Source organism: Aquimarina sp. U1-2 (assembly GCF_017897595.1).
GTDB lineage: Bacteria > Bacteroidota > Bacteroidia > Flavobacteriales > Flavobacteriaceae > Aquimarina.
The window spans coordinates 24,696-43,556 of the sequence record NZ_JAGKIK010000020.1 but is presented as its reverse complement, the minus strand read 5'-3'; the positions used below and the strand labels follow the sequence as shown (position 1 = coordinate 43,556).

General features: G+C 36.6%; 13 protein-coding genes. 2 read left to right on the top strand and 11 right to left on the bottom strand.

What is annotated here, in order from left to right; genetic code table 11:
- On the top strand, positions 1-6,645 hold the full coding sequence (locus J8281_RS17670) for a T9SS type A sorting domain-containing protein (RefSeq protein WP_210198989.1): 6,645 nt from the start codon (positions 1-3) through the stop codon (positions 6,643-6,645).
- Between the two features lie 431 nt (positions 6,646-7,076).
- Positions 7,077-7,781, top strand: coding sequence for a hypothetical protein (locus tag J8281_RS17665; protein WP_210198988.1), 705 nt, complete (start codon positions 7,077-7,079; stop codon positions 7,779-7,781).
- A 190-nt stretch (positions 7,782-7,971) separates the two neighbouring features.
- On the opposite strand, the gene J8281_RS17660 is transcribed toward J8281_RS17665, so the two are convergent.
- The 11 genes from J8281_RS17660 to J8281_RS17610 form a co-directional block, all read right to left on the bottom strand.
- Positions 7,972-8,790, bottom strand: a complete 819-nt coding sequence (locus tag J8281_RS17660) for a DUF1080 domain-containing protein (RefSeq protein WP_246849153.1) — start codon at positions 8,788-8,790, stop codon at positions 7,972-7,974.
- Entirely contained in the window at positions 8,787-9,839 is a 1,053-nt protein-coding gene (locus J8281_RS17655; protein ID WP_210198987.1) for a sugar phosphate isomerase/epimerase, read from the bottom strand. The genes J8281_RS17660 and J8281_RS17655 overlap by 4 nt, the downstream gene beginning before the upstream one ends.
- A 45-nt stretch (positions 9,840-9,884) precedes the next feature.
- Complete coding sequence (locus tag J8281_RS17650; RefSeq protein ID WP_210198986.1) at positions 9,885-11,024, bottom strand: Gfo/Idh/MocA family protein; 1,140 nt, start codon at positions 11,022-11,024, stop codon at positions 9,885-9,887.
- 3 nt (positions 11,025-11,027) lie between these two features.
- A complete protein-coding gene (locus tag J8281_RS17645; protein WP_210198985.1) occupies positions 11,028-12,257 on the bottom strand; it encodes a nucleoside permease in 1,230 nt (409 codons plus the stop codon).
- A 19-nt stretch (positions 12,258-12,276) separates the two neighbouring features.
- Positions 12,277-13,281 carry a sugar phosphate isomerase/epimerase gene (locus tag J8281_RS17640; RefSeq protein WP_210198984.1) on the bottom strand — a complete coding sequence of 335 codons (1,005 nt, stop codon included), beginning with the start codon at positions 13,279-13,281 and terminating at the stop codon, positions 12,277-12,279.
- Positions 13,282-13,295: 14 nt separating this feature from the next.
- Positions 13,296-13,934 carry a gluconate 2-dehydrogenase subunit 3 family protein gene (locus J8281_RS17635; protein ID WP_210198983.1) on the bottom strand — a complete coding sequence of 213 codons (639 nt, stop codon included), beginning with the start codon at positions 13,932-13,934 and terminating at the stop codon, positions 13,296-13,298.
- An 11-nt stretch (positions 13,935-13,945) separates the two neighbouring features.
- Complete coding sequence (locus tag J8281_RS17630; protein ID WP_210198982.1) at positions 13,946-15,637, bottom strand: GMC family oxidoreductase; 1,692 nt, start codon at positions 15,635-15,637, stop codon at positions 13,946-13,948.
- A 53-nt stretch (positions 15,638-15,690) separates the two neighbouring features.
- Positions 15,691-16,185 (bottom strand): cytochrome c, encoded by a 495-nt coding sequence (locus tag J8281_RS17625; protein ID WP_210198981.1) that lies wholly within the window; start codon positions 16,183-16,185, stop codon positions 15,691-15,693.
- Between the two features lie 472 nt (positions 16,186-16,657).
- A complete protein-coding gene (locus J8281_RS17620; RefSeq protein ID WP_210198980.1) occupies positions 16,658-16,957 on the bottom strand; it encodes an HPF/RaiA family ribosome-associated protein in 300 nt (99 codons plus the stop codon).
- A 678-nt stretch (positions 16,958-17,635) separates the two neighbouring features.
- Positions 17,636-17,863 (bottom strand): hypothetical protein, encoded by a 228-nt coding sequence (locus J8281_RS17615; protein ID WP_210198979.1) that lies wholly within the window; start codon positions 17,861-17,863, stop codon positions 17,636-17,638.
- Positions 17,864-17,890: 27 nt separating this feature from the next.
- Positions 17,891-18,676, bottom strand: coding sequence for a prohibitin family protein (locus J8281_RS17610; RefSeq protein WP_210198978.1), 786 nt, complete (start codon positions 18,674-18,676; stop codon positions 17,891-17,893).
- Positions 18,677-18,861: the final 185 nt, after the last annotated feature.

Genomic DNA, 18,861 nt, shown 5'->3' with positions numbered 1-18,861 from the left:
ATGAAAAAAGTAATAGTATTACTTAGTATCTTTTTGTCGTTTTACGGGCAAGAACTTTTTGCTCAAGATGGAAAATATAAAATCAGGTATGAGTGGAAATATTCAGACTTTGGTAGACAATATCATTGTAATGAATATGAAGTAAGAGTAAAGTTTGTTGGGGAACGAGATTTTACAACAATAGGAAGTGGAGTCTGGCGTGGTAATAGAAATGGCACGCTAAGAGGAGAGTTAACTAATATTGACCCAAGAAGAAGGATAGAAAAATTCCATTTTCGCGCACAACGAAGTATCGGAAAACAATGTGGAAGAAGACAGCGTAGGACAGGAGAAGTTGATGTAAACCATTCTTATTGTAGAACCTATAGTTATAATTTAAGTGGTTTTGGAGAGGCAATAGGTGGGGCGAGTATAAAATTATTTGTAGAACCCATACTGAAAATTCGATTTTCTGACGGGACGCCTACAAGCCGGACTCCTATAGCCTGTGTTTCTGAAGGTATAGGGATTCAGGCCTCTACAGATTTTCCAAATTGGAATAGGATATATAGATGGGAATATGTAGAACGTACGTCGCAAACCTTATCTCAAAGATATATTAATGCTGTTAACAGGGCTAATAGAGCTTCTGAAGACTACAGGAGGTGCCTTGAAGGAGATGGGGGCGGTATACTATTGCCTGTTGCTGCAAAAAGTACCTTAGACAAATCTGTAAATACAAATTTACCCATTGGTATACGAAATAATCTCATCCCAACCTGCCCTCAAGGTCCCTGTATATTTTACTGCATGATGTGGCAGGAAGCACAGGATGATGTGCGAAGAATAATTGATAGTGGAGAACAATACACTCCGGTATACACCTGGAAACGTATCCCTAAATTTGATGGAGATCCTCAAATTAATCTTAAACTTACCGACCTATATGCCGAAGGAACTGAAGGTTTTAACAGCCGTGTAAATAAACCTATACGAATACGTGCTAAACCTAGTTGTGGTACTAGTGATAGAGAATCCAATGCTGTACTAGTTCAATTTTTACCAGAACCACCACGTATTTCGAGAAATCCTATCATAGAACAGCCAACGTGCTCATATGACTCCGATGGTAGTTTTAAGGTACTTTTTGATCGTTTGTTATATGATAATGAAGAATTGAATATTCGACTCAAAAAATTAGAAGAAGGTAAAGATGCGCTACCCAATGATAGAACTCCTGCACAGTTAGCAATGACAAGACCACAATATCTTAACCTGGTAAATTCAAGATATGGAATATCTGTAGGAAACAATACTGATATTACGAATAATCACCCAAGATTTAATAGAACTGAAAAAAGTTATCAATGGAATGGGGGAGTTGCCGAAGGAGAATATGTTTTGATCGTGTCTGGATATAAACTCAACCCTGGTACTTCCTATACTAATATAACCCCTTTATGTGAAGAATTTTTCTACTTTTTCAAAATTACAGCTCCTGATCCTCTTACATATTCTTATACGCATGTGCAAGATGAAACTTGCTTTAATGAAAGTGATGGGCGTTTAGAAATATCAGCATCGGGAGGTACCAATCCGCCTTCTGGCACAGCCAAATATAAATATACTATTAATAAAGATGGTAATTTTTATACTTCAGGCGAATTTACCTCTTCCCCTCATCAAATAGAAAACTTGCCAAATGGCAATTATACGATTAGCGTTACAGATTTTCAAAATTGTGAAGACAGAAGTGATACGCAAACGCCTGTTGTTATAGAAAAGGCAGAGGATATTACGCATAGTATTACTTCAGAAAATATTACTCATCCAAGTCAACAAAATGCTAGCGATGGTGAAATCGAAGTTGACGAAATACAAGGTGGTTTTCCCTTAGAGGATTCAGGTTTGCAATATATGAATTATACGGTGCATCTTAATGGCGATTCAACCGATCCTGGTAATTTTGGTGGGCGCGCAGATGTCACCGGCTTTATCATTTTGGGACTCCCAAAGGGCATTCATAAAATCAAATACGTAGATAAAAATTTATGCGAAAAACTTATAACGCTTCCCGAAATAATAGATCCAGATCCTATAACTTTTGCTATCAATAAGATAGATCCAAGTTGTCCCGATGGAGTCGATGGTAAAATCGAAGTTATTACTATAAATGGAGGATATCCCGAGTATACATTCGAATGGTACAATAACACTACTAGGCTACCGCAAACTGCATCAAGTATAACTGTAGGTGACGGAATTTACAAAGTGGTAGTAACCGACTCCCGAAATGTTTCTAGAGCACTGGAAAATATAACATTTGATAACATTCCCGATCCGGTAACGATTTCAAACATTGCAATCGAAGAAATTAAATGTGCAGGGGGCACAGCAAAAGTTACACTTACTGCTGAAGGAGGAAAAGACGATTACGAGTATGGAATTTTTGCCGGGAACAGCACTATATGGCAATCTGAAAATACCTTCAACGTGCTTGCAAACGCAATACCCGGATATCGATTTGTAGCCAGAGCAAGTGGTGTGAACTCTTGTGTTTCTTCACCATCAGAATTTAAGAGGATCAATGAACCTGATGAAATAGAAATCATACCAGACGAACTCGTGGGGAATACTATTTTTGGTGATAACCAAGGGAGAATTACGATAAGCATCTACGGAGGTACCCCTAGAACAACAGGTGATCCCTATATAGTTTCTTGGGAAAAAGATGGAGTTTCTATACCTAATGAAGGTTTAACGCTGCAAAATCTTAGAGCAGGTCAATACGTCGCTATTGTTAATGATCAACATTGTACCGTAAGATCTGGAATCATCGAAGTAACCGAGCCAGATGAGTTATTGGTTGCTATAGCTGAAGAAGCTTCTATTTTGTGCGATGAAGGTGTAGGAACACTTATTGCGAGGCCCGAAGGAGGTTTGGGTACCTATCGTTATGAGTGGTTCAAAATAGAAGGTGCAGTCGCTATCAAAATTAATGGAGAAGAACAAGTTAGACTAACGAATCGTTCTAAAGGAACTTATAAGGTAGTAGTTAGAGATAGTTACACAGCTGCAGAAGCAACCGTTGTATTTATAGATCCCGAGCCTCTATCTATAAATTTAGACAAAATAGATATTCCTTGCTTTGGAGATGCGACAGGCGCGCTTATTTTTGACCCCCAAGGAGGAACCAGACCGTATTACTTTTCTATAGATAACAGAGTAACTTATGTATCAGAAAATGACCTTACCAACTTAACGTATCAAGGTCTTCGTGAAGGTAGATACGAGGTCTGGCTCAAAGATGCGAACGGATGCGAATTAGAAACCCCTAAAGTTATTACTGTAAATCAGGCTAATGAGATACGCATTACACGTACTTCATTTGAAAATGCTACAACAGTAGGGGGATCAGATGGAAATTTAACTGTGAATATCGAAGGAGGCACAGGAATACTTCAGTTGCGCTGGAGTAAAGAAGGGGATCCAACCTTTAATGCAACTACCAATAGAATAGATAACTTATCATATGGATTTTATAAGGCTTCGGTTATAGACGAACAAATGTGCCTTGTAGAAAAAGTATTTGAAATTAAAGAACCGCTTCCGATAAGGGTAGAAATAACTGTTGAAAATCCAATTTTATGTTATAATGATCAATTTGGTGAATTATTGGCAACAGTTACCGGAGGTTTTCCAATCGAATCAACTCCGGCAGATTTTGAATACAGGTGGTTTCGAATTGACGAAGGAGTTGAAAATGCTTTGAATACAGATTTCTCCCTAGATAAAATTTCAGATCTAGGCACCGGAACCTATAAAATAGTAGTTAATGATGTAAAAGGAGCAGATACCTTCACAACTTTTGAATTAACACAGCCCGATGAGCTCATTGTTTCTCTAGAAGATACGCCTACCCATGTAAAATGTAAAGGAGAATCCACAGGAGCTATCAATATTAGGGTAACTGGAGGACCAAAAAATGAAACCACAGGAAGGTATCTCCCATATTCATTTAGTTGGAGTAAAGTAGGCGATCCGGATTTTGAGGCTGAAACAGAAGATTTAGTCGGAATAGAAGCTGGAGTGTATAAGGTTGTCGTTATAGACGATAATCTATGTACAACTTCTTTGCCTAGAAGCGTTACAATTTTAGAACCAGCAGAGGCATTACAGATTTCTAATATTGATGTTGTAAATCTTACTGGTTTTCAAACGGGTAATGGTAGTATATCACTCCAGGTTTCAGGAGGTACCCGACCTTATACATATGCATGGAAAAACCTTCGCGATCCGGCGTTTACAGCTTCTTCCGAAGATATAAGCGCACTCGATAGCGGTAATTACGAGTTGACAGTAACCGATAGTAATAACTGTACTGCAAAAATTACAAGAGAAGTTACTGAGCCAGAAGAATTAATCATTACAATTGAACCCTTACAATCTTCTCAAGAAATACAGTGTTTTGGTGAAAAAACTGCTGTACCGTTAACAACCACTACAACAGGAGGATTTGGAGCATATAGCTATAGTTGGTTCGAAACATCTCAAGGTAATGAAGTCTTATTTACCACATCTAGTACACCAGAAAGTGTACCTGCAGGTGAATATATTGTTTTAGTAGTGGACGAAAATGGAAATCGGGATACAGATACATATCTAGTTGAACAACCTGAAACACTAGAAATTACAGAAACTACTACACATTTACAATGTAACGGAGATACTAATGGTGCTATTGACATCACGGTGACAGGAGGTGTTGAACCTTATACGTATAGCTGGAGTAATGGAAGTTCGATAGAAGATCTTTCAGGTCTTATCGCAGGAAAATATACGATTACCGTCTCAGATAAAAACAAATGTATTGTTCAAAAGGAGATCGAGGTTGAGCAACCCGGATTATTATTTGTAAGGGGCGGAGTTATAGAAAGAATATATCCTTCAGCTCCTGGTTTTAGAAACGGAAGAATAACTGTAAATATTGAAGGAGGTACGTTACCTTACGTATATGAGTGGTTCGATAGTGACGGGGTTAAACTTGCTACTACTACAAATGTTCTGTATAATATCGGAGCAGAAAAGTATAGTTTTACAGTAACCGATGCAAATAATTGTGTTCTAGAAATAGAAGATGTGGATTTATTTGAGCCACCTGTTTTAGAAGTGAACATTGTTCCGATTAACGTAATTACTTGTTTTGGGGATATGCGATCTGGAAGTATAAGTGCAATTGTACAAGGCGGAGTTCCTTTTAGTTCTTCGAAGCAATATATATATGAATGGTTTAATGCCGATACGAATATAAAAATGGGAACAGACCTTTATTTGCTAGAGAATATAGGAGCCGGTAATTATTATGTTAAAATTACTGATGCAATTTCGCAAGTAATAACAAGTGATATTTTTGAATTAATAGAGCCGGGATTATTATCAGTCAACATGCGTTCTGACTTTAGCAGTTGTGGTGATGAAAATGATTGGACTATTATTCCAGAGATAAGTGGGGGAACACCACCATTTTTATATGAATGGAACACTGGAGCCAACACAAATCTATTGACAGAGGTTGTTCAGGGTACTTATGAAGTTCTGATTACCGATTCGAGGGGATGTACTGTATCCGGAAATATCACCGTAAATGCACCGGTGGCATTATCATCAGAACATTCGGTAAGTATACCTACCTGCTACGAAGGATGTGATGCAGAAATAACGTTAACAACAACTGGAGGGACCCCACCGTATTCCTACTCTTGGAATAATGGAAGTCGTCTGGAAGATCTATCGGGTGTATGCGCAGGTACCTATACCGTATCTATTACAGATGCAAAGGGATGTCAAATAACTAAAAATATTGTGGTAAATAATCCAGAAGAATTTATAGTTGATTTGGGTGAAGATATTACTTTATGCAAAGATCAAACAGCGACTCTCGATGTTACCGTACTCGATGCGAGAGCCACGTATCTTTGGACATCTGAAAATGGTTTTTCTAGCACTGATCCTGTTATAGAGGTTGATGAAGTAGGGATTTATACCATCAAAATTACAGATGCTCAGGGATGTACAGCTACAGACGGCATTCTTATAGATAGAACATCTGATATCGTATCAGCAGAGTTTATTGCTTCGACACAAGTATTTGTTAGAGAAAGTTTTGTGATGGTTAATGTGAGTAATCCAATACCAGATTTGTTAGAATGGGATCTTCCTGAAGAAGCAGAAGTTGTTTCAGTAGACGACAATTATGCAGAGCTCATTTTTGATACCCCCGGGGAATATGAAATAACGGTTACTACCTTTAGAGGTCTTTGTAAGGCAGTTCAAACAAAAAAAGTTATCGTTGTCGATAAAGAATTTGATGATGATACTACAGATGAAGACGATGAATCCTCTATCATAAATTCATCTATTGAATATAAAGTATATCCAAATCCATCACATGGTAAATTTACCGTAGATGTCGTACTATCAAAGACATCATCTATAAATGTGAAAATTTTCAATATGATCAATAACACCCTTATTGACGAGCGCGAGGACAACGGAAAAGAAACTTACATTTTCGATTATGAAATGACTCGCTTAAGTTCTGGGATTTACTTTATTCTCTTAGAAACCTCTTCTGGTAGCCAAGTAAGAAAGTTAGTTATAGAATAAATTATCTTATTAAAAATAAAGTGATACCACAAGGAAAGAAAAATCAATTTTCTTTCCTTGTTTATTGGCACCGCCAAAGGGTATAATACCCCGAGGCTTGCCTCGAAATTAAAAAATTGTTTTCAACGAATGCCTCGTGGGCTTGTCCCGAGGTAGTTTACGATAAAATCCAATTTAAGCTTGGGGCTTAAAGCAGTGGTAAGCGGTAGATAATTTTTGATGTATGATCAATTCAGATTATGAGTCAAAGGTATTCAGCATTGGGTATAAATTTTTGAAAATAAGTAATACATTACCAAAGAATTGTATGTTCAATTTTTGTTGATTTAGCACATTCAGAATTTTTTCATATATTTATTTAACTGTGTTTAACATAGTTTTTTTACGTTAAACACATAAACATATTCGTCAAACCCTCAAATTACCCCACTATGAGGAATGCTACTTGGTTGGCCGTGTTTATCTTAAGCATTGGCCATGGTCTTTATTGTCAAATTGATGCTAATTCATTATTAGGACTACCTTCAGCAACTACAGCGCAAAGAAACGCAATAGTAGGCCCTAGAGAAGGAGCTATGGTATACGATAGCGATGTTAATCGGGTATACGAATTTACAGCTTCTGGCTGGCAAGAACTATTAACAACCGGTAATATTTATACAGGTGCCTTTCAAATTTCGGCTTCCGGAGCAATTAATGTAACAGGTATTCCCTTTCGACCTACTTCGATTAGTTTTGTTGCACACGCCAATGTTGAAAATTTCGATTTAGACAGTGATAATGGTACTGTTGATAATGATCGAGGTATACGTAATTCTTTTGGTACAATGAATGGATTTTCTCGAGATGATGGGGGTACAATTACACAACAGGTTATTTATGTCGGTGCTCATGGTAACTCTATCAACGATATATCCCGATATGCTTCAAGTTCTCATGCTATCGGTTTACGCTACGGAGATCAAAATGGAAGACTGCTTGGTAGAATAACTGGTAGTGTTGCAACTTTTAATACTGATGGATTTACAATCAATGTCAATTACGAAAACGGAGTCGTAGATAATGCTTCTCAAAATGTATTACCTACCGATATAAATAGTGAAGGAGTCATCGTACTATTCACTGCGTATCGATAAATTAGAATTTTTTCATAGTTTTTTCTCAAGCATATCAAATTATCAAGTAGTATAAGTCTATTTTTTCTTAAACAAAAATCCAAAGGGAAAAACCATAAAAATGAAGAAGTACCACCCTGTAATGAGTCCTATAATCGTTACGATTGCCATAAAAATTAGTATACCGATATTTCTAGAAGACCATTCCATCTTATAATTCTCTTACCCAAATATTACGGTATTGAACATAATTGCCATGATCCTGAAGTTTTAGTGGACCTTTGCCATGTGTACTATTTTTAGGAGGTCCGATATATTCTGTAGTACCTAGGATTTCAGCATGATCCTGTACTACTACACCATTATGAATTACAGTAACTGTTCCCGACTTGGTTTTTCGCCCTTTTTTGTCGAACTCTGGGCTATGAAAAATGATATCATATGTTTGCCATTGATCTGGTGCCTTGGTTGCATTGACCAACGGAATATGTTGTTTATAAAGTGAAGCAGCTTGCCCATTGGCATACGTTCTATTTTGATAGCTATCCAGAATTTGTATTTCGTATCTATTTTGAAAAAAGATACCACTATTTCCACGACCTTGACCTTCACCTTTTATAACATCAGGTGCACTCCATTCGAGATGCAATTGAACAGAACCAAACTGCTGCTTGGTTTGGATATCACCACCTCCTGGCTCGACGACCATAGTTTTGTCGGGTAACACCTTCCAGTTTGCTTCTGATATACTATCTTTTGAAGAGACCCAGGCTTCGAGGTTAGAGCCATCAAACAATACAATGGCATCAGAAGGTACATTTTGATCACTAAATGTAATTACTTTTGGTTCTGGTTCCCACACCTCTGTCGCTTTAGGATCCTTAATTTTTTTTTCTGAATTTTCCAATTCAATAACTTCATCTTCATCTTGAAGTTTGTTAGTTTGTTTATGATTTTGACAGGAATGAAATAGTAGTATCGTACAAAAAAGCCCAACTATTAGTTTAAGTCGCAATATAAATATCATCATAGTCCTAATATCTTTTTAAGTTGTTTTTTATCGATATCTGCTCCTGCGAAATCATCAAAAGCTTTTTGGGTAGCTTCGATAATATGATTTTTAATAAACGTAGCACCTTCTCTGGCACCTTGTTCAGGAGATTTTATGCAACATTCCCATTCCATTACAGCCCAGACATCACAACCATATTGCGTAAGTTTAGAAAAGATAGTTTTAAAATCCACTTGACCGTCACCAGGCGATCTATATCGACCGGCACGATCGATCCAATCACTATACCCTCCAAAAGCACCTTTTTTTCCGGTAGGATTAAATTCTGAATCTTTTACATGAAATGCTTTGATAAATTCATGATAATGGTCGATGTACTCAATATAATCTAATTGCTGCAGCACAAAATGGCTAGGGTCATATAGAATATTCACTCGCTTGTGATGACCGGTAGCTTCTAAGAAACGCTCAAAAGTAACACCGTCATGCAGATCTTCTCCGGGATGAATCTCATAGCATATATCGACCCCATGCGCATCGAAATGATTTAAAATGGGTAGCCATCGTTTGGCAAGTTCTTCAAACCCCATTGCAACCAAACCGGCTGGTCTTTGCGGCCACGGATGCATAGTATGCCATAGTAAAGCTCCCGAAAATGTAGCATGAACTTTAAGTCCTAGTCTCTGACTGGCTACAGCTGCATTTTTTACTTGCTCAATGGCCCAGGCTGTTCGTTCTTTAGGATTATTTTTATAGGGATCGGGTGCAAAATTATCAAACATACTATCATAGGCCGGGTGTACGGCTACTAATTGTCCCTGAAGATGTGTAGATAATTCGGTAATTTCTAACCCATGTGAGGATATTTGACCCTTTAGCTCATCGCAATAGGTTTGACTTTCGGCTGCCAGATCCAAATTTATCAATCTCGATTCCCAAGTCGGTATTTGAATGCCTTTATACCCTAACTTAGAAGCCCATTGGCATAATCCGTCAAGAGAAGTAAACGGTTCTTTATCATCTATGAATTGTGCTAGAAATACTGCAGGGCCTTTTATTGTTTTCATTTGTTTACGTTTTTGAGTAGTTGAGTTGTTTTGGCCATATACCTGTTAAATTTTTATCCAACTTGCGTTTTGTTTACTACTTTCTACGGCTGCATAAATAAACTTCATTCCGCGTACCCCATCATTAATCGTCGGGAAATCTGGTGAGGTCGATTGGCTTTTGCCTGTATTTATCTGATTAATTTCTTTGGCAAAATTGCTATAAATTGTCGCAAAACCTTCGAGATAACCTTCTGGGTGACCTGCCGGTATTCTTACATATTTAGCCGCTTCAGGATAGATATCATTCCCTCCCGGAGTATAAATTTGCATAGGTCGGTCTAGCCAGCGAACCACCAGTTGATTGGGGTTCTCTTGATGCCAAACTAAACTCCCTTTGGTACCATAAATCCTGATGCCCAAATTATTTTCTTCCCCGGTAGCAATTTGCGAAAAGGTCATTGTTCCTTTTGCTCCGTTAGTATAACGCAGTAGAATGTTTCCATCATCATCAAGAATTCTGTCTTCGCCAAAAGCAGTAACATCTGCCGCTAGTTCATTGATCTTTAATCCGGTGATGTATTCTACTAGATTTTCAGCATGTGTGCCAATGTCTCCCAAAGCACCGCCAATACCAGATTTTTTAGGATCAACACGCCAAGCCGCCTGTTTTTGTCCTGTTTTTTCTATAGCAGTCGATAACCAACCTTGTAAATAGTGGATATTAATTTTTCTGATATCTCCCAAATCTCCTTTAGAAATCATAGCTTTTGCCTGTTTCACCATGGGATATCCTGTGTAGTTATGCGTTAAAGCAAACACTTTGCCAGTTGAATTTACAATTTTTTGAAGTGCTATAGCTTCCTCTAGTGTAAGGGTAACCGGTTTATCACAAATCACATGAAAGCCGTGTTGCAATGCCATTTTTGCAGGAGGAAAGTGCATATAATTTGGTGTCACAATAGCCACAAAATCCATGCGCTCATCTTTAGGTAGCTTCGCTTCAGCCCTTATCATATCTTCAAAACTACCATAAGCTCTGGGTACATCTAAAGCTTTTGCAGAAGCGATGCTTTTTTCTTCACTGCTCGAAAAAGCTCCACATACCATGTCAATCATCCCGTCGATACTGGCGGCTTTACGATGAACATCGCCTATAAAAGAATCTATTCCTCCACCCACCATTCCCATTTTAAGTCGAGCCATATATTATTTTTTATATTGTATTTTTTCATTTTTAAAGAATACTGCAAAAAGTAGAAGTACTACACCTGCAAAAATCGCTGGAAAGATCCAAATGCTTGTCCAGTCATGTTGCCCTTCTGAAAGTAAATTTGCATCAGTAATCTTACCGGCGACGTAAAAGCCAATAAGCATGCCTAAACCATAAGTTGCCAATGTGATTAAACCCTGAGCAGCACTTTTGAATTTTTCGCCCGCTTTACTATCGGTATAAATCTGTCCTGATACAAAAAAGAAATCATAACAAATACCATGCAGTGTGATACCTATAATAAGCATGAAAGCCAACTCGCCAGAATTGCCATATGCGAATAGCACGTACCGAATTACCCAGGCGAGCATACCCACCAGAAGTGTTTTTTTGAAACCAAATCTTTTGAAAAAAAAGGGGAGGAGTAGCATAAAAATAACTTCGGATGCTTGCCCTAATGTCATCTTTGCTGCTGGATTTGACACCCCAATTTCGCCCAAAAATTGTCCTGCGTGTTGGTAATAAAAAGCTAATGGGATACAAATTAAAATAGAGGACAGGAAAAAGAATAGGAAATTACTGTCCTTTAGTAATTTTAATGCATCCAGTCCCAAAATGTCTGAAACACTTATTTTTTGATCTTTACCTACTTTTGGAGGGGTTTTGGGTAATGTAAAACTGAAAATGCCAAGTACAACTGAAGCAATAGCTGTCATTATAAAAGTGTTTTTTAGCATTCCGCCGGCTATACCTTCTTCAGAATCCCAATGAAAGACATAACTTATAACAAGACCAGCAACAATCCAGCCTATTGTACCAAATACTCGTACAAATGAGAACTGTTTGGCAGGATCATTCATTTGATGAAACGATACCGAGTTTACTAGGGCCAGGGTTGGCATATAGGCGATCATATACCCTAATACATAGGGGTAAAAAGTAACAAAGCTTTCGGCATTGGCCATTTGATACATCAAAAATGCGCCTGTAAGATGTAAAATACCTAAAATTTGTTCTGCATTAAAAAAACGATCTGCGATAAGACCGATGATAAACGGTGCAATAATAGCACCCCAGGATTGCGTAGAATACGCCATTGCAATTTCACTACCACTTGTGCTTAAGGAGTTGGGTAAGTAAAGCCCCATGGTTACAAACCAGCCTCCCCAAATGAAGAATTCTAAAAACATCATTAGCGATAATTGAAACTGAGTAGTAATTTTCATTAGTGTGTGTTTAATATGCTTAATCGAGCTGTTTTGCCGTATTGATCAAAAGATCACGTGTAGCGATGATGCCTTCTATTTCATTAAGGCGACTTCCTTCATATTCTACTCCAATAAAACCTTTGTACCCAGAATTTTTTACAATATCAAGCATTTTTTTATAATCTATAGTCGTTTCAGTACCTTCACTAGTAAAATCATAAGATTTAGCACTTACGGCTTTGGCATAAGGCATCATTTCTTCTACCCCTTGATATTTTGGATATTCTTTGATACATTTTGCATCCCACCGAGCATCTTTTTCTCGTTGAAGACAAAAATTACCAAAATCGGGTAATGTACCACAATTGGGTTGATTCACTTTTTGTATGACTTCTATCAATAATTTGGCGTTAGAAGATAAATAGCCATGATTTTCTACAATTACATTTACGTTTTTTTTGGCGGCATACTTAGATAATTTGCTGAGACCATCTACTGCGGCATTTATCCAAAATTTAGGGTCATTAGTCCCAAAGAGATTAACTCGTATAGAGTGGCATCCTAAAAATTGTGCTGCATCTACCCATCTTTTATGGTTTTCTACAGCTTGATCTCTTTCTTCTACATCGGTTGTTGCTAGATCGCCTTCCCCATCGACCATAATAATTAAGTTTTGAACGTTATGTTCTTGACTTTTTTCTTTTAAATTTTGTAAGAGTATCTGCATTGCCTTTTCTGGATCCGCATTCTTCTTTAATTCATCACTATACAGATGATTTACATACTCTAAACCTTCAAACCCTAATTCCTTTGCTTTTTGCGCAAAGTCTAACGGACTCATCTCACCAGAAGCAATCGTTCGATGTAGAGACCATTGTGCAAGGGATAGTTTAAAGAATGGCTTGTTTTTTTCAGCGATATTTTCGGTTGTATTTTGACGGTTAGTTTCAGTTATGGTTTCAGGTTTTTTAGAAGTATCATTTTTACAGGCTCCCAGAACAAAAAGTAGTAAGAAACTTACGCATATATATTTATTTGTCATTGTCATACAAATTTTTAGAGCGACCAAGCTTTGCCACCAGTTAAATTTTGAACAGAATCACATCCTATTTGTTCTCCCGGAACCGGTGCATATGCCAGTACATTTTCTCCAATTTCTTTACTTGTTTTAAAACCCCAAATGGATAGATCTCTCACGGCATTTAGAAATGAAAAAATGTTTACTTCGGTCGGTAAATTTTCAAAATCCCTAAGACCTTTGATTTGAGCTATTTCTCTTTGGTAAGTCTTTTGTTGCTCTTTTGTAGATTTTAGGTATTTTGAGAGTAGTGCCTCATATTCTTCAATCTTAACTTCTTTGACAGGTTTATCTTCATTAATTTGTAGCTCGTCCAGAACGAAACCGGCAGATTTTTTGAACATCTCGGCTTCTTCCTTTTTTGCAACTTGGTTCATAAATTTGTCAATAAACATAGGTACATTAAGAGATTTTGCTCCTGGAATATCAGTTTCAGGAATAATTAAATCTACGAGTTGATCCATCACTTTTGCTTCATCTTCTGAAAGTAGTTGTGGAGTCCAATTCAGTTTAATTTCACTAGTGCAACTCTGCAGTACACTTAAAATGGTAGGCGCTGCTGCGATGTATCCAACAGATAGGCCAATATTTTTTAAAGCTTGTCTTCGGTTTATCATAGGTTTGGCTTTTATGCGTTTGTCTGAATTTGTCTTGCCGCATGTGCTGCTGCTCGTGCAGTGAACGCCATATAGGTAAGCGATGGGTTTACACAACTGGCAGAAGTCATAAAAGAACCATCGGTTACATATACATTAGGAACTGCATGGATTTGATTATTCTCGTTTAATACAGAGGTTTTAGGGTCTTTTCCCATTCGAGCAGTTCCCATTTCATGAATACCAAGACCTGGCGCTCCGATATCATCCCAAGGCTCAATATTTTTGAACCCTGCTTTTTGAAGCATTTCGATGGCCTGGGCAATCATATCTTTTCTCATCTCTAGTTCATTTTCTTTAAATTCGGCATCAAAAGTAATCGTAGGTAACCCCCATTCATCCAGTTTTTTATAATCTAAAGTCATTTTATTGTCATGATATGGTAAACATTCACCAAAACCAAGCAATCCAATTCTCCATTTACCTGGTTTTAGAATACTTTCTTTTAACTCGGTTCCGTAGCCCAGTTCTGCTACAGTCTCTCTCCAATCTGCACGACTTGCCCCGCCTTGGAAGCCATATCCGCGTTTGAATGTTTTTTGATCGGTATCACCACCAATATTTCTAAAACGCGGAATGTAAAGCCCATTAGGTCGTCTACCTTTGTAGTATTGATCCTCAAAACCATCAAAATTTGCAGTAGCACCGGCTTTGAAATGATGATCCATGATATTGTGACCCAGTTCACCGCTATCATTTCCCATTCCGTTAGGAAAGCGTTCAGATATAGACTGCATTAATATACTCGCCGAGGCAATTGCTGAAGCACATAAAAATATGACTTTGGCAGTGAATTCAAAAGTTTCTTTGGTTTCGGCATCAATTACTTTTACCCCTGTAGCCTTACCTGTTTTATTATCATATAGTACGTGATGCACAATGGAATTAGGTCGTAATGTCATGTTTCCAGTTCGTTCTGCAGCAGGAAGGGTAGAAGAATTACTACTGAAATAGGCTCCAAAAGGGCAGCCTCGCATGCAACGATTTCTATATTGACAGTTCATTCGGCCTTCAAAAGTTTTAGTACCCGTAATGTGCGCTGTTCTACCAATAGTTAATAATCTATCGTTATAATTTTCAGAAATGTTTGATTTTAGATGTTTTTCTACGCAATTAAGTTCCATTGGAGGTAAAAATTTTCCATCCGGTAATTGTTCTAAGTCTAGTTTTTCACCGCTAACACCAATAAAATCTTCTACTTTATCATACCAGGGTGCAATGTCTTTATATCGAACAGGCCAGTCCACCGCAATTTCTTCTTTTTTATTTGCTTCAAAATCAATGTCACTTAAACGATACGTTTGTCGTCCCCACATTAATGATCGGCCACCTACGTGATATCCACGAATCCAATCGAAACGTTTGGTTTCATTATAGGGGTGTTTCACATCATTAACAAAAAAGTGACGATGTTCTTTTGCTGTAACGTAACCGGTACGATGCTGCTTTTCTTGCTCTGCAATTTCTGCTCTAGAAGGTTGACCTTTGAACTCAGAATCCCAAGGATCGTCATTCATGGTCGTATAATCTTCAATATGGCGAATCATGCGACCTCTTTCTAAAACTAAGGTTTTTAAGCCCTTTTCACAAAGTTCTTTGGCGGCCCAGCCACCACTAATCCCTGTGCCTACGACAATGGCGTCGTATTGCGGTTCATTTTTCACAGTTTAAATTTTTTGATGTTCGTTTTATGTGTTTAAAGATTTGAATGATAGCTCTATTTGAGGGTTCTAAACCATTCTAACATCGCCCTGGCTTCAGATTCGGGGATGTTTTGATTGATCATAATAGTATTATTGTATGCTTTTAAAAGTGCTTTGGCCACCGGATCTTTTTCAAGCATTTCTGTAGGATTCATGATCATGTTCATTACCCATTCAGGACTACGTTTTTCAAATATTCCGGCCATAGGAGGCCCGATAAATGGTTGATTCGCTTTATGACAGGCCGTACATTTGGTTTTAAATAGACGCGCTCCCTTTTCTGCCATACTTCGATCGATACTAGGTTCAAATGAAATAGAAGTAATTGGCCCTATTCCTTTATTCTCTAACATAACCGGTACTGTAGCTTTGGTTTCAGAAGATTTTGAGGTAGCGTTCTGTTTTTGAACACCTATCTTCAAAGGTTCGTTATCAGATTTTTTTTGTTCTTTACAGCTGCCAAAGATGAGAAGACAGATGAATCCGACATTCATAAAGATTGTTTTCATTTAAGTTGCTTTGTATTTAACATTTTATCGTACTCTACTAATTTTGAAAAATAAACATAGTGTGGCGCTATGAATGATTTCCCAGGTACTTATGGACTTTTTAGTTAAGTCAAATGTCATCTACAAATGACATTATATGTAAATGTTAGTTTTTGTATTGTTGCAGTTAAATATAAGAAGTTTATTTTTAAAATTAGATGAAGTGTATCGTTAGTTTTTTTGTACAGAAATGAATTGAAATTGAAGCTTATTATAAATAGAAACGATTATAGCTGAAAATCAGGTGGATGCCTTGCAAAGTAATCAATCTTCAAAATTAGAAAAATATCAAGAACAATATTTTGTCCCGAAAATATTATTCTTGATATAGTTTTGCTAAAGTTGGATTACCTGTACAACATATTTTAGTCTAAAAATTTGTTGCTCATAGATCTAATTCCTGAATATTAGCTTAGCTAGAGAAAACTGATCATTAATTGGATCTGTAGAGTTTCATTTTTCTTTTTTTAAGTTGATCTTTAAGATCGTCAATAGTATTTGTGATAGCATTTTCAAAGTTTTTTTCATCTGATGATGCGTATAATCTAGGCCCCGGCGCACTTAAGCGAATACCACAGACATGCCCTTTTTGATTATCATTTTCTTTTTTGAAAAATACATCTCCACGAATAACAAACGGATATTGATTAAAAATTTTTTCCATTTTTTTTATCGTAAAGGATTCCAATCGATTACTTGCGCTAACGTTACTATATTCAAATACTGTCTTCATATGATTATATTTTTGTTTATTGGCACCGTCAAGAGGTATAATACCCCGAAACTTGCCTCGAAATTGAAAAATTGTTTTCAACGAATGCCTCGTGGGCCTTGCGCTGAGGTAATTAACTTATGATTTTTTAAATAGGAGTTAATTACAACAGAAATTAATTACGAATATCTGTAATTTAACCTAAATGGTTTGCGTCAAGCTGAATACTGAAATGAGTTTAGCACAGGCTTGTTTCAGCTTCTCATCTCAATGTACTGAAAATAAATGTAATGAGATCCTGAAATGAATTCAGGATGATTTCTCATTTAAATTTTTGGTGCATTAACGGACAATCAAAAATTAATTAAAAAAATTGAGTATCCCCGTTGTAAATACTAACGCTGAAATCGTGTCATACTGAATTTATTTCAACATCTCATGGATACTTAATATTTACTACGCTGTGAATTGAGTCCTTAATACAAGTTCGGGGTGTCCCTAAAATTATGAGTCTTTACGAATATTCGATTACATAATTAAGAACGTATGTAGTCACTCTATTTTTTTTGTTTGTTTAGCGTAAAATGAATTTGGCTCCGATCATTTTTGATGCGTATCAATGTTGTTGTTACGGTACATTTCAAGTTTTTAGTTCACATTGTATCATCGAAGTATTCATGAATTTACATAAATACCTCTTTACAGATTATTTATAAATCCTTTCAATTTTTTTTCGATTTTACGTTTTTTTTGTGTTATGGATTTCATAACCTCCATAAGTTGAGGATCTTTATTTTTTTTATAGATTTCGTTGATTTTAAGAACCAGGGATTTAGCTTCTCTAGAGGCAGAAACTCTATCGCTAGTACTCATATGAGTTATTTTTCTTTTTTGAAATTGCTGCGCTTGTTCTATCAATAGTTCCATGTGCTTATGTTTAAGATTACTATGCTATTATTCATCGGTGTTAATTAAGAAAGGTGTCTTTCCATCAGTAATAATTATCTTGCTATTTTGTGATTTAGACAGTTCATTAAAAGCTTCTATACTTCGTATTTTTATAATTTCTTGTGTTAATCCCTCGGCCAATATTTTTTGAGCATCACGTTCTCCTTGTGCATCAATGATCTTTCTATCGGCCTCTAATTTTGCTTGTTGTATAACAAATTCCATTCGCATAGCGTCTTGCTCAGCTTGTAATTTTCGCTCGATAGAATTAGCTAATCCCCTGGGTAATTGTATACTTTTCATTAGGACTGCAATAAGTTCGATACCGTCTGCTTGTTTTTTTAGATTTTCTTCCATCTTCATTTTAATCTCTTCTTCTATTTTTGCACGCATGCCCGAATGCATATCTTTTGCATAAAATTGTGCACACACGTCTGATGAAGCAGATCGAAATACGCTTGTGATTATAGATTCGTACCCTTGTCCTAAGTTTTCTAAAACAGACGGTATTTTATCTTGTTGTAAACGATATAAGATTGAAATTTCTGAATTGACACTTAATCCTTCCTTACTGGGCAGACTTAATATGAGTTTAATATTGTTGGTTTGTGTTGATTCTTTAATTACTTTACTTGTAAGCGGGTTATAAATTATTGTTCCTTGTGTTGCCACTTTATTAGAAAATTTACCAAGTGTTTGTTTAACACCTGCTTCTCCCGGTCTTATAACCGCGCAATTTGAGTATAGAATGAACACGCTAACCCCTAAGAAAATTTTTAAGCTAATTTGCATACCACTTACTTTTATAATTTGATGATCAGAGTTTATACGTATCGAGATTTTCCTCAATACAAAGAATTGGTTGCTAATCAGATTCTGTATAATTTTCTTTAAAACTCATTGATCTTTTATAAAATTAGTAAAGTATATTCATTTATTTTTATTTATCTTTATTATGATTTACATAATAAAAAATT